General features: G+C 48.2%; 12 protein-coding genes. All 12 read right to left on the bottom strand.

Features of this window, described 5'->3' with window-relative positions:
• Positions 1-28 precede the first annotated feature (28 nt).
• Entirely contained in the window at positions 29-1996 is a 1968-nt protein-coding gene (gene asnB, locus ACV7NC_RS01675) for an asparagine synthase (glutamine-hydrolyzing) (RefSeq protein ID WP_458153708.1), read from the bottom strand.
• Positions 1997-2152: 156 nt separating this feature from the next.
• Positions 2153-3247 carry a glycosyltransferase family 4 protein gene (locus ACV7NC_RS01670; RefSeq protein ID WP_458153707.1) on the bottom strand — a complete coding sequence of 365 codons (1095 nt, stop codon included), beginning with the start codon at positions 3245-3247 and terminating at the stop codon, positions 2153-2155.
• The gene (locus tag ACV7NC_RS01665) at positions 3244-4452 is read right to left on the bottom strand and encodes a glycosyltransferase (RefSeq protein ID WP_458153706.1); all 1209 of its coding nucleotides are present in this window, start codon (positions 4450-4452) and stop codon (positions 3244-3246) included. Before ACV7NC_RS01665 ends, ACV7NC_RS01670 begins: the two co-directional genes overlap by 4 nt.
• The gene (locus ACV7NC_RS01660; protein ID WP_458153705.1) at positions 4449-4856 is read right to left on the bottom strand and encodes a UDP binding domain-containing protein; all 408 of its coding nucleotides are present in this window, start codon (positions 4854-4856) and stop codon (positions 4449-4451) included. The genes ACV7NC_RS01665 and ACV7NC_RS01660 overlap by 4 nt, the downstream gene beginning before the upstream one ends.
• A 21-nt stretch (positions 4857-4877) precedes the next feature.
• Positions 4878-5762 (bottom strand): ATP-grasp fold amidoligase family protein, encoded by an 885-nt coding sequence (locus ACV7NC_RS01655; RefSeq protein ID WP_458153704.1) that lies wholly within the window; start codon positions 5760-5762, stop codon positions 4878-4880.
• 190 nt (positions 5763-5952) lie between these two features.
• Entirely contained in the window at positions 5953-6417 is a 465-nt protein-coding gene (locus ACV7NC_RS01650; RefSeq protein ID WP_458153703.1) for an acyltransferase, read from the bottom strand.
• Between the two features lie 8 nt (positions 6418-6425).
• Positions 6426-7388 carry a glycosyltransferase family 2 protein gene (locus ACV7NC_RS01645; RefSeq protein ID WP_458153702.1) on the bottom strand — a complete coding sequence of 321 codons (963 nt, stop codon included), beginning with the start codon at positions 7386-7388 and terminating at the stop codon, positions 6426-6428.
• A 128-nt stretch (positions 7389-7516) separates the two neighbouring features.
• On the bottom strand, positions 7517-8977 hold the full coding sequence (locus ACV7NC_RS01640) for an MOP flippase family protein (RefSeq protein ID WP_458153701.1): 1461 nt from the start codon (positions 8975-8977) through the stop codon (positions 7517-7519).
• 37 nt (positions 8978-9014) lie between these two features.
• Positions 9015-9584 (bottom strand): acyltransferase, encoded by a 570-nt coding sequence (locus ACV7NC_RS01635; protein ID WP_458153700.1) that lies wholly within the window; start codon positions 9582-9584, stop codon positions 9015-9017.
• A 1-nt stretch (position 9585) separates the two neighbouring features.
• The gene (locus tag ACV7NC_RS01630) at positions 9586-10692 is read right to left on the bottom strand and encodes a DegT/DnrJ/EryC1/StrS family aminotransferase (protein WP_458153699.1); all 1107 of its coding nucleotides are present in this window, start codon (positions 10690-10692) and stop codon (positions 9586-9588) included.
• Positions 10689-11798 carry an NAD-dependent epimerase/dehydratase family protein gene (locus tag ACV7NC_RS01625; RefSeq protein WP_458153698.1) on the bottom strand — a complete coding sequence of 370 codons (1110 nt, stop codon included), beginning with the start codon at positions 11796-11798 and terminating at the stop codon, positions 10689-10691. The genes ACV7NC_RS01630 and ACV7NC_RS01625 overlap by 4 nt, the downstream gene beginning before the upstream one ends.
• On the bottom strand, positions 11786-13066 hold the full coding sequence (locus tag ACV7NC_RS01620; protein ID WP_458153696.1) for a nucleotide sugar dehydrogenase: 1281 nt from the start codon (positions 13064-13066) through the stop codon (positions 11786-11788). The genes ACV7NC_RS01625 and ACV7NC_RS01620 overlap by 13 nt, the downstream gene beginning before the upstream one ends.
• Between the last annotated feature and the right edge of the window lie 4 nt (positions 13067-13070).

Genomic DNA, 13070 nt, shown 5'->3' with positions numbered 1-13070 from the left:
ACAACATCAACCAACAAACATCATCCCCTCATTTATTCTCTTCCAGCCAAACTTGGAACATCAGGATATTCCAGAGGAAAGTCGAATTATTGCGCTTCCCTTCCAGATGCGCTTGCCATTTTGCGCGAATGCACTCCGCGTTAAAGAAGCCTTCTTGCTGCAAGCGAGTCACGTCCAGAAGCTCTTCTACCCATGCTCTAAGCGGCCCACGCAGCCAATCACCCAAAGGAATGGCGAAGCCTGCTTTAGGACGTTCAATCAACTTTTCAGGCACGTATTGGTATAACACCTGGCGTAATATCCATTTGCTTTTACCACCGCGCATTTTCATACCCATGGGTAATGACCAAGCCATCTCAACCACACGATGGTCCAGCAAAGGAACGCGAGTCTCCAGGCTGTTCGCCATCGCAGCTCGGTCAACCTTGACCAGAATATCATCTGGCAAATAAGTCATAGTATCCATAAACATCATGTGAAGCTTTGGATCGGAAAAAGAAGAATTCATGCCCACTTCCGTCAACCACGATGCTGGCTCCTTAGCGCCAATCACTAAGTGTTTTGGGTGATCAATTTCAGAAACCAGGCTATAGTAAAGCTCATTAACACCATCCACATTCTCTAACTGTGCAGCCAGCTTGCTCAGCTTTTCTCCCATATTGACCGGCAATTTAACGAAATTATCTGCTAGCCTAAGAAGCTCATTCCAAGTGCCCGGCGAAACTGATTTAACTAAATGACCGGCCAATCTCCTTATCCCAAATGGCACTTTCTCAATCCGCTTCCAAGTATCTGCCAGCGCATAGCGATTATAACCGCAAAATAACTCATCCCCTCCATCACCCGACAAGGATACCGTCACGTGTTGCCGTGCCATTTGCGACACTAATAAAGTTGGAATTTGCGACGAATCTGCGAATGGTTCATCGTATATCTTACCCAGCATGGGAATCTCCAACATTGCCTCTGCAGACGACATATAAAGCTCAGTGTGCTCCGTCCCCACATGCTGAGCGACTGCCTTGGCATAACCTGCTTCGTTATAACCCTGTTCATCAAACCCGATCGAAAATGTCTTGACACGACGAATAGACTGCGCCTGCATCAAGGCGACTACGGTAGAAGAATCCACTCCACCCGATAAAAATGCCCCCAGCGGCACATCCGCCATCATCTGCAAACCGACGGACTGTTTTAATTGGCAATCCAATGCCGCAATGGCATCCGTATCACTCCCCACGAAGGGGGCTGCTTGTCCTTGCGCAGCCACCTCGGCCAAACTCCAATAATATTTTGGATGCACCGCACGCAAATCATCGGCATCACGACCCAGTGGTAACTGAAGGTAAGTACCGGGTAATAGCTTCTTAATGCCTTTGTAAATCGAGTACGGCGCGGGGATAGTGCAATGGCGCAGATACAAACAGATCACATCCCGGTCAATTTCAGCCAAAAAATCTGGATGCGCTTTCAGCGCCTTCAGCTCGGAACCGAACAGAAAGGTGTTGCCCTGCCAACCGTAATATAACGGTTTCTCGCCCATACGGTCGCGCGCCAGCGTCAGTACCCTTTCTTCACGATCCCACAGCGCAATCGCAAACATGCCCACAGCATTTTCAAGGGTTTTTACCACTCCCCAGGCCTCAAAACACGCTAGCAAAGTTTCGGTGTCCGAATGCCCGCGCCATACCATGTCCCGCCCTGGAAAAGAGGGATCAGGGACGATTTTTTCTAACTCCCGACGCAGTTCCAGGTGGTTATAAACCTCACCGTTGAAAACGATCACATACCGTCCACAGGTCGATGCCATTGGTTGGCATCCAGCCAGTGACAGATCGAGGATCGATAGGCGACAATGTCCGAGTGCAATGCCCACAACTTCGTCCACCCACACCCCGCTATCATCCGGTCCGCGGTGGTGCAGCTTTTCTGCCATTTGGCGAACTGTGCGTTCAAGCCCACGACCCGGTGCTATAAAACCTACAACGCCGCACATAAACTTTGCCGATTAAAGATATCCACCTCCATAACAGATTCGATTTGCGCAGACACTAAACCAACAAACGCATTCGTACTGATGATACTGTGGTGTGCAACGACAGCAAGCGCAAAAGATTCCAAAATACTTGCAAACTTTGAATTACTGCCATGATTACTCCTTTGCTGATTCAACAACAGATCTGATCAAACCAACCAGTCTTGGCCCCGTCATCTGCAACGAATATTCCTGCTCCACTTTTTTCCGTCCCGCCTGGCCCATGCGCTGGCACTGATCTGTATCCAGCAACAACGCATTCAATGACAGAACCCATTCAGCCAGCGTTTCGGCCAAATATCCGTTTACATCCTGTTCGACAATTTTAATATTTACCCCAACAGGCGACGCCACAACCGGTAAACCGCACGCCATGTACTGAATCAACTTGAAGCCGCACTTGCCGCGTTCCCAGGGTTCATCAGGCAGGGGCATGATGCCCACATCGAACTGTTTCAATTCATTAATCTCGGTAGTCTCTTCCCACGGAAGCACCTCTACAGGCACACCTGGCAGATAGATTTGGCCTGAGCCGATGAGCCGCACAACACCCTTACCGCTCGCGCATACCTCAGCTAAAGCAGGAGCAATCGCCTGTAGGTACTTGGCCGTTGAAGGGGAACCGATCCAGCCAATGGTAAAAGGCGTAGATGAGCGATGTGTAACAAAAGCTGGAGAATACTTTTCCAAATCAATCACTGTCGGAATAATCTCGATACGTACCGCCCCGGCGCGACGTGCGTAGTCAGCAAGATAGGCATTGCCTACTGTCACCAGGCGGGCACCGCGCATTACGCGAGCAATCTTCCTGCCCAGCAGGCGACGCACCCACCAACTTTTATGCTTATCATACTGATGAAATAGTGCGTCATCGTAATCGACCACATAAGGCACCGCCATCCAGCCCAGCCACCGCTCAAACAAAGCAGGAAAATAGGGCAACAACTCGTATTCAAAAACCACTAAGTCAAAGCGGCGCACAGTTACCAGAACAATCAGCCGCTGCAGAAAAGCCCGCAAGATATCGCGAATATTGCCCCGCCCGGATTTGTAACGATGTTCGAGATAGGCTTCATCAAACAGTGGCGTCACTTGGCAATCAAACCCAACCTGCTCCAGCCAGGGCAGGTATTGAAAAGTGCGGTAGCGACTACTAGCGCCGTTGCGGGCGTACTTGGTCAGAAATATTACACTGGGCCGTTGCTGACTCATGCGTCCACTGCGTCAAGTTTGCGGTATATCTGGTCGTAGGCCCGCACCCCTTCATCCAGAGAAAAATAGCGCAGGGCAACCTCCCGGCACCGCGCCTCGATGCCATGCGTCTGCGTCAGTTGCAGCAGACGATCGATCGCCTCGCACATGGAGGGTTCATCAAAACGACTCAGGGCCACACCCACCCGCTCTTTTTCCAGAATCGTAGCCATATCCCCGACGCCGGTATTACCCAGGCAAGGCACGCCACAACCGAGAAATTCTCCCAGCTTAGTAGGTGCAGTCGCCTTTTTTGAATAAGTCGGCTTGTAAAAAAAGATACTTGCGTCCATCCGTTGCATGGCGCGAGCTACTCCCGCGTGGTTTGCCGACTCAATCAAGACAGCAGTCGGATCAATATTCAGCATCATCATACGCTCCCGGATATACTCGTGCCCCCCCTTGTTGAGAATATGCAGCCGAGCATCAGGCATCCGTTCACGCAGTAATTGAAAACAACGCAGGGCTTCATCAAACATATACCAGACCCCGACTGAGCCGACATAACCTAGGGTAAATGAATTTTTTATTTTGACAGCATCATCTGAGGCAGGCCTGAAGAGCTCCAGATCGGCGCAGGTGGTAATCAATTCAAAGCGCGGCATACGCCCCTGCAAATAGGAAAACGTACGCATCTCATCTACCGCTGACTGGGTCAATGACACCACACAATCCGCATTTAGCAGAAAGTGCCTCTCGAACCATTTGGCCATTCGATAAAGCCGCCCGCCGGATGGCCACAACCCGCCATCCACCCGCTCATCGGCCCAGAAACCGCGCATATCGAACAGGTACTTCGCACCCGTCATGCGTTTAATGACCAACGCCATAATCGATGATACATAGCTACGCGCATGAACAATGCCTAATCTGTACCGCAGCACCAGAAAAAAACCAACCGTTATGCCACAGGCAATATCCCATGCGGTAGCCAAAGCCGTGGGCAGTTTGTGGTAACGTAGCGGGTGCCAGACAATACCCGTATCAGCAATGTCTTGTGCAATTTGCTGGCGCTCGACCTCATTGGCCCAATCTTCCGACTTCTCGAAGCTGATGAGGTGAATGCGCCGACCAGCAGCCAGCCGCTTGAGATAACCGAGAACCTGGGACTGGCCTAGCGGCTCCAACATACCATCGTAGGAAATATAAAGAACACCAGTCATCATGTTGTCGCTCGTCCGATAGAGATATACGTCCATCCATCGGTCTGCAGCTTTTTCGGCTCATACAGGTTGCGTCCGTCCACGATAACTTTGCTGAGCATCCGGGCTTCTATTTCGTCAAAATCTAGGGTACGGAACTGCTGCCATTCGGTACAGATGACCAGCGCGTCGGCGTCCTTCAGCACGGCATATTTATCGGCACACAAACTCAGACAGGCTTGCTGGCCGAAAATACGCGCAGTTTCCTTCATGGCCACCGGGTCAAACGCCTGCACCGTGGCGTCGGCTTGCCACAGTGCCTCCATCAGTATTCGACTTGGGGCCGCGCGCATATCGTCAGTGTTGGGTTTGAATAAATTTATTGACCACCTGCTGTCAAAAAACTCGTATAGAAGTGTGTCTTTCATTCTATCGCCTTTGCCGATATTTTATCTATTATAATTATTAGAGAATGCCCCCGACTTTAATATGTCCATGAACATGCATTCGGACTCATTGTTATCAAATCGGCCATGGGCATTCTCAGGAATATTTGTTAGTTCTCCCAAATAAACACGTCCATCGATGAGGTACGTGTCTACCCTAATGAAATCGAAGTAGCTGGCAACACACTTCGCAAGCTCAAGCGCATGATCAAGCCCTTCTGGTCGAGGTTCGATTTCAGCAAGTGGTTTGTTGTAGCAGAATGGCAGTGGATACCAATCTTGTGTGTAGAGCCTTCTCTTATGGTTCGAATGTCTATCGATATCAACTTGAATCAGATTAGGTTCGCCATGAAAGCAAAAGATCTTGTAGTCACGAACATCAGCTTGACTTGCAATGACCTCCTCACAGATAACTGAAGGCTTTAGCAATCTGTAGTTGCGCTCCCGACCGATGTCGTCATAACTGTTCGTGCTAAACCAGACACGCACCAGCTCGAGTTGGTCTTGGCTAAGAGACGACTTTCCGGAGTTGATAAAGATGCCCCCAGATAAGTGTGTAGGCTTCAAAATACAGATATCCGGCAGATCGGCTTTCATAAACGAGTCAAAATCGGTAAACTTCATTAAGGTGCGAGGCGCAACGTCTTCCTGAAAAATACCCCGATAGAAAATCTTAACCAGGTCTTTATCAGAAACAAACTGACGCAGCGGATACTCTATTTCAATGGAGGTTTTTAGGAAATATAGATAATCATTAAAAAGCCCGCTCTTTCTTGACGGCAGACGGTGATGCGCAACCCAGAAATACGCTAACGCGATAGCGCGATCAAAAATATTCCATGGTGGCAGCTTAAACAAGACTTTACCAATGATTTTCTTTATTTTCATTTAACTTCAAGATTAGATTGAGCAAAAAATTGATATATTACACAGCAGTTTGATTCCCTCTGTACTGGGTGTGGAGATTTCGTATACTTTTATAGTACTAAGAAAAGAATGCTGATTATTTTCACCGCTTCCTTAGAGTCACAACCTACGGGGCCTAAGTTTACTTCGCACCTGACATAAAAGATTCAATTCATGGGCACTTACTGGCAGTTGGCTTTAATTCTCTAATGACTCGTGCAGGGTTTCCAGCCACAAGACAATAAGACGGGACACTTTTAGTTACTACACTACCGGCGCCGATAATCGCCCCTTTTCCAACTGTAACCCCAGGGAGGATGATTGCGCCGGCACCTATCCATGCATCATCTTGAATTATTACATGGTCATAAATATGTTCCCTTTGGATTGAGTCCAAATCCAAGCCTGAGTCAATTATCATTGCACGAACAGAAAGTACAACTCTATTTCCAATTTGCACCCGGTTATGGCCAAGAATGAAAACGCCATAATTGATATGGCAATCGTAACCTATCTTAATATTTTCTGGTCTCAAAACTTTAAAAAAACCATGACAATTTACTCTCTTTTTAAAAATCAAGAAGGAATAAATAAGCAGAATCTTTCTTTCAATAAATCTAAAAGTCTTTATTATCATTTTACATTTCACTTTCTATTGCCTTTAACCCAAAATCGAATTAATGAAAAATAGCGACGCAGTCTAAACAAAAAGTAACGGAAGCTTGAAAGTCGGAAGTAGCCAACTCTATCAATAAAAACTGTGTTCCTGCTGCGAGTGCAGGGTCTATAGCCAATCTCATTCATCTTCTGCATTATTAGCTCCGATGCTGATGTTTTTTTTATCAATTGGTTATCTGAATTTGACTTAAATATATTCCACCATTCCGATTGCTGCTGTATCAGACATACCCTTGTCGCAATTCCAGAGTTCATTATCGAATTAGGTGTAATCCTATATGTTGCAGTACAATCCACCAAATATCCAATTTCGCCGATAATTGATGCATGCATTGCTAATGGCCAATCACCACTAATCAAGTCTTCTCGGAAAAAATTTGAATTTAGATGTTGCTTAATAAATTCATTTGTAAAAATCATAGTGCAAGTGTGTATACCAAACCAGCCTTCCCATAAATTTTTTCGAATTTCAGCTTGCTTCCTATTAGATAAACTTGGCATTACCGATGTCTTTACGATGCCTAATAATTCTATCTCTACCCTCGCTGAGGTGAAACAGAGAATAGCATTCTGATTAGCTTGCATAAAATCAACTTGTTTCTGAAGTTTCTTGACGTCATGCCAATAATCGTCTCCTTCTAAAACCGCAATGTATTGTCCACATGCAAGACTCAGAACTTTCTTGAGATTTTTCTTTACTCCAACATTTGGTTCGCCAGTTAATGCACGTATATTGCCATGTCTTGCAGAAAACTCAGTAACAATATTGGTGGTTTCGTCATTTGATCCATCATCGCCAACGATAACTTCCAAGGAAAAGTCGCATTGTTGCGAGAGCACTGATTCAATGCACTCTGTAATATACGAAGCATGATTATAAGTGATTATACAAACCGAAACCTTCGGTCTATTCTCATCAATATTTTTCATTTCTAACTCTTTTCAAAGCATTTCCATGTCGAGCGAACATCAATATATTAACTGCGGGCTTTTCAAGCAATTGCGATGTGTCGCTGATTTCGATCTAATCCAATTGAGTTGAGATTGTGTTTTTCTATTCATACACTTTTCCTCACTGCGCTCGACTTGGTAAATCGATCGCCGAGAATTGCCCGCGCATCGCGGTATGCCTGCAAACGGAACAAGTGACAAACCAAAATAAAAATTGCGACGCCTGCCAACACCAGGACCAGAAGTTTCAGACTCGCATCCCAAGATAGCAGGTATCCTAAACCATATACCAGCAATGCCATAAAAGTGGCTACTGATAGCGCGGGCAAGAAGTCCGCAATCTGCTGCCAAGTATTGTAATTGAGATAAATGCGAGTGTAATGTGCATTAATACCAAAAGCTAGCACACCAAATACAACCTGACTCCAGGCGATGCCCATAACCCCATAGGCGGTGCCAACAATCAGCAAACCGGCTCCAACGATTTTCTTGATTACTTCCAACCGAAAAAAAAGTTTTGAGTGACCTTGCGCCATCAAGACATTCAGATTGATGACATGCAAAGGCCAGAGCATGCCGGCAAGGCACAGTACTCGCAGGATGGGAACAGAAGGCAACCACTGAGTGCCAAACAGGGTCTCCACTAACGGCTCGGCTGTTGCCATAATGCCTAACATCATCGGGATGTTGATCAGCATTATGCCGCGCAGGGCATGGCGCACGCCCCGGCGTAGCTTTTCCTTATCATCCGAGGCAACAGAAAAAATGGGGAGCGCCACGCGTGATAGGATCCCGGTAAGTACGCCGACCGGGAGTTGTTTTGTTCCGTCCGCGCGGTTATAAAAGCCAAGTTCACGAACACCGTAAAATTTTCCTATCAGTAAGGTATAAATACGTTCATAAGCAATATCCAAAAGACCGGACATGAGCAGGTAGCCACCGAATCCGAACAGCTTCCGTGCAGAACCCATGCTGAATTCAAGGCCTGGACGCCATTTGTTGAATATCCAAAGCAGGGTTGTTGTCAAAAAGGTGGAGACCAGCGTTTGCATCGCCAGCGCCCATACACCATAGCCTTGCCATGCCATGACGACACCCCCCACTCCTGAAATGGTTGTCGCAATAGCACCAATCTTCAACGGTGTTTTGAAATCGAGGCGCTTGGTCAGCAAGGTTCCGTGGATCGAACCCAAAGCACTGACAAGCAGGTTAAACGCAAGTAAGCCGGTCAGGGGTATCAAGACCGGCAGATTGTAGAAATGCGCTATCCATGGCGCCAACAACCAGAGTCCCGTCGCCATCACTGTCCCCATGCCCAGATTGAACCAGAACACAGTGGATTCATCAGTGTGGGTGACATCCTGGCGCTGGATCAGTGCTGCCGAGAACCCGCTGTCTACAAAAGCGCTCGCTAAGCCAACGAAAAGATAGAGCAACGCAATCGTGCCGAACTCCTCCGGCGTAAGCAGGCGAGCTAAGACGATGGCTATGATGAATTGCAAACCCTGCCGCAAGAAGATGTCAGCACCACTCCATAGAGTGGCTGTAATAGCTTTTTGCTTAAGCATTGGCGACAATGTTATGGTGGGCAAACATGGATTTCGCTTAATTCATCTTGTCAGCCAAGAACTCCTTCTCAAGTTCAAGCAAGTCACGACAGCGTTCCTTGATGCGCCGCGCCGGGTTACCAGAATAGATACCAAACGCTTCGCAACGCTTGGTTACCAAGCTCAGTGCGCCGACAGCAACACCTTCTTCCAGAATAGTGCCAGGTAGGATGACACTGCCACTGCCCACGATGACATGCTTACCAAAGAATAAATCGGCATGAGTCACGCCGGTGTATTTACTGGGTACGGTAGGATTGGTCATGGTGGCTCCAGAAAAGTCGTCGCTGCTGGAATAGATGGAGACACGTGACGAAATATTGCAGAAATCGCTGAGGGTTATTTTTCCTGCGCCAATCAAAGACGAATAAACGGCAATGTGCACATGCTGACCGATACTGATTCCCCCCACACCAGCAGACAGGACGCAAAAATCATCAATTCGCACGTTGTCTCCCAAAGCAATCCGGTGTGCACCGTAGAACGAAGCGCGGTCAGAAATCTGGACATTATCGCCCACGGTGACAAATCCCATTTTTTCGATCGCACTGCGGCTCAGCATTGCCATTTCAGGCCTCCTTGATAATATCGATTACGCGCTGCTGTTCCATCGGCGGCAGATCTGGGTAGATTGGCAGACACAGCACCATGCCCGCAGCATCTGCTGCCACGGGCAGGTTGCCACGCTGCGCGGAGGGCATACCGCGGTACATCGGAAAGTCCGTAATCAGAGGGTAGAAGTAGCGGCGTGCGTAGATATTTTGATCCTTCAGCTTCTGGTACAGAGCGTCGCGGCTCAGCGGATAGCCCGGCTGAACCAGGATTGGGAAATAGGCGTGATTGACCACTTTTTCTCCCGCATCGCTCAGACAGTGGATGCCTTTCACGTCGGCCAGTTGCTCGCGGTAGGTCACATCGATCTCTTTGCGTCGAGTCAATGCCTGTTCGACATGTTGGAGCTGCAGCAGACCTAGGGCAGTATTGAACTCGCACATCTTGCCGTTGATACCCGGAGCGACCACGGTCACTTCGTCAACGAAGCCAAAGTTTTTCAGGTGGTGTATGCGCTGCTTGGTCTTGGCGTCCGGGCACACGATTGCGCCACCTTCGAAAGTGTTGAACACTTTAGTTGCATGAAAACTTACAACGGATAGGTCGCCATGTCGAAGTATATTACCACCTTCATCCTGCACGCCAAAGGCATGTGCCGCATCGTATATAACTTTCAGATTGTAGTTATCGGCAATATTCTGAATAGCCTCGACATCGCAAGGATGCCCGTAGCAATGCACCGGCAAAATGGCCGTGGTCTGCGGGGTGATGACCGCCTCAATCTTCGCCGGATCAATATTAAGCGTGTTCGGATCGATGTCCACGAACACCGGCTTGATGCCGTTCCAAAGCAAGGAATGTGCGGTGGCGACAAATGAATACGGTGTTGTGATAACCTCGCCCGTAATGCGCAGCGCTTGCAGTGCGGTGATCAACGCAATGGTGCCGTTGGAAAACAGGGAAAGATGTTCCACACTCAAGTATTCGCATAACGCCTTCTCCAACTGCTGGTGAAAGGGGCCGCCGTTGGTAAGGATTTTTTTTTCCCAGATTTGTTCCAGGTAGGGAATGAATTCCTCTAATGGTGGAAGATAGGGCTGGGTTACATAGATAGGTTTACTCATACTTTTCCTTGTTGTTTTAGATGTTGCACATACCAGTGCATCGCCACTTTCAAACCCTCTCCGATGCGATGGGTTGGCTGATATCCTAATAACGAGAGGGCTTTGCTGATGTCAGCCAGAGAGTGGCGCACGTCCCCTGCGCGGAAATCACGATACACGGGCTTCACGCCTTGCAGGCGAGCGTAGCTGGGCAGCAGATTGATATGTAGCTGATCATAGAGCTGGTTTAGCGTGGTGCGGTCTCCCACAGCCACATTATAGATCTGGTTGATGGCTTCCGGATTTTCCGTGGTGGCAGCGAACAGATTGGCCTGCACGGTGTTATCAATGTAACAGAAATCGCGGCTGGTTTCGCCATCACCGTTGATAAATACCGGTTCGCCTTTGATCATGCTGGCAATCCATTTGGGAATGACGGCTGCATAAGCCCCATTGGGATCCTGGCGCGGACCAAAGACGTTGAAGTAGCGCAGGCCTATGGCGTTGAAACTATAAGTATGCGCGAAGACATCGGCATAAAGTTCGTTGACGTATTTGGTGACGGCGTAGGGCGATAGCGGCTTACCGATCTCATCTTCCACTTTGGGCAAGCCAGGATGGTCGCCATAGGTGGAGCTGCTTGCTGCATAGACGAAGCGCTTTATTTTGGCATCGCGGGAGGCAACCAGCATGTTGAGAAAGCCGCTGATGTTGGTTTCATTGGTGGCGATGGGATTTTCGATAGATCGCGGAACTGAACCCAAGGCGGCCTGATGGAGCACGTATTCGACAGGAACGCTTTCTTGACGATCTGGATTCCCGCCTTCGCGAGAATGACGGAAAGCCATCGCACGGCGGCAATCATTGAGATTGCGGATATCACCTGGAATAAAGTTGAAGTTCGCCCACTGCTCGGCGGATACCAATGATTCGACCTCATCCAGATTGCGCTGGTAACCGGTGGCAAAGTTATCCAATCCGACCACGCGCTGGTTGAGCTTGAGCAAAGTTTCGAGCAGATTACTGCCAATGAACCCCGCTACGCCGGTAACAAGCCATGTGTGTGGCTCGCTAGCAAGTCGATTGATAAGTTGGCTATACGGATCAATCATCGTTATAAACGCCATAACTTGTATCCAGCTGCTTCAATTGCTTCTTGAGGGTACGCAGACTTGACGTCAATCAATACTCCTCCCTTCTTTAAATTGAATAAAAACTCATTGATCGGCTTATTGATATATGCCGTGTGGGCTACGGCTGCCACTATCGCTTCCGCCTTTTCCGGAAGCGCTCTCCACTCGGTGAGGGTAATTCCATATTCGTGAATCGCCTCTTCCGGATCAGCTAATGGATCGTGCACGCTGACTTCGCACCCAAATTCCCGCAATTCTCTCACCAAATCAGCAACCTTGCTGTTGCGTAAATCCGCACAATTTTCTTTGAAAGTAAGTCCCAGCACGATAACCTTAGATCCTTTGACTGCGCCACCTGCCTGGATGATTTGCTTAACAGTTTGCTGCGCCACGTAGGCCGTCATACTGTCATTAATGCGACGCCCTGCCAGAATAACTTGGGGGTGGTACCCGACCATATCCGCTTTATGAGTCAGGTAATACGGGTCAACACCGATGCAATGTCCGCCAACCAAGCCAGGCCGGAAGGACAGAAAATTCCATTTGGTTTCTGCCACTTTCAACACTTCCAGCGTATCGATTCCAATCTTATCGAAAATAATCGCCAGTTCGTTCATCAGGGCGATATTCAAGTCGCGTTGGGTATTTTCGATGACCTTGGCTGCTTCTGCCACTTTGATGCTGCTGGCTGAATACACACCTGCGGTGATAATTGAGCCGTAAACTTCAGCAATAGTCTTTAATGTTTGCGGCGTGTCGCCGGAAACAACTTTAATGATTTTCGTAACTGTCCGTTCTTTATCCCCCGGATTAATGCGCTCTGGACTGTAACCAACAAAGAAATCTAATTTCCATTTCAGACCAGAATGTTTTTCGATCACTGGGATGCATACTTCTTCGGTTGCGCCAGGATATACGGTAGATTCATACACCACGACCGCACCGCGCTTGATGTATTTTCCAACGGTCTCGGAGCTTTTGATCAGCGCTGTGAAATCTGGTTGATTTGCTTTATCCACGGGTGTGGGAACGGCCACAATAATAAAATCCACATCGCTTAATGCCTGTGGATCGTTGTGATAGCTCAGTTGCGTTGCGGCACGCAAATTCTCCGATGAGACTTCGCCGGCCGGGTCAACGAAATTGCGATAGGCCGCAATTTTACCTGCCGAAAGATCAATTCCGATCGTAGAATATTTTTTGCCGAACTCGACTGCCAGAGGCAATCCAACATAACCAAGACCAACAACGGCTATTTTCATGAAA

It is taken from the genome of Nitrosomonas limosa (assembly GCF_054188085.1).
Note: the sequence above shows the minus strand (reverse complement) of the source record. Positions and strands in the feature narration are given on the sequence as shown.

Bases quoted from the DNA above. Each gene is read 5' to 3' on its own strand.
- ACV7NC_RS01640 (WP_458153701.1), bottom strand. From the start codon at position 8,977: ATGCTTAAGCAAAAAGCTATTACAGCCACTCTATGGAGTGGTGCTGAC.
- ACV7NC_RS01650 (WP_458153703.1), bottom strand. From the start codon at position 6,417: ATGATAATAAAGACTTTTAGATTTATTGAAAGAAAGATTCTGCTTATT.
- asnB (WP_458153708.1), bottom strand. From the start codon at position 1,996: ATGTGCGGCGTTGTAGGTTTTATAGCACCGGGTCGTGGGCTTGAACGC.
- ACV7NC_RS01670 (WP_458153707.1), bottom strand. From the start codon at position 3,247: ATGAGTCAGCAACGGCCCAGTGTAATATTTCTGACCAAGTACGCCCGC.
- ACV7NC_RS01625 (WP_458153698.1), bottom strand. From the start codon at position 11,798: ATGGCGTTTATAACGATGATTGATCCGTATAGCCAACTTATCAATCGA.
- ACV7NC_RS01665 (WP_458153706.1), bottom strand. From the start codon at position 4,452: ATGATGACTGGTGTTCTTTATATTTCCTACGATGGTATGTTGGAGCCG.
- ACV7NC_RS01645 (WP_458153702.1), bottom strand. From the start codon at position 7,388: ATGAAAAATATTGATGAGAATAGACCGAAGGTTTCGGTTTGTATAATC.
- ACV7NC_RS01620 (WP_458153696.1), bottom strand. From the start codon at position 13,066: ATGAAAATAGCCGTTGTTGGTCTTGGTTATGTTGGATTGCCTCTGGCA.
- ACV7NC_RS01660 (WP_458153705.1), bottom strand. From the start codon at position 4,856: ATGAAAGACACACTTCTATACGAGTTTTTTGACAGCAGGTGGTCAATA.
- ACV7NC_RS01630 (WP_458153699.1), bottom strand. From the start codon at position 10,692: ATGAGTAAACCTATCTATGTAACCCAGCCCTATCTTCCACCATTAGAG.
- ACV7NC_RS01635 (WP_458153700.1), bottom strand. From the start codon at position 9,584: ATGGCAATGCTGAGCCGCAGTGCGATCGAAAAAATGGGATTTGTCACC.
- ACV7NC_RS01655 (WP_458153704.1), bottom strand. From the start codon at position 5,762: ATGAAAATAAAGAAAATCATTGGTAAAGTCTTGTTTAAGCTGCCACCA.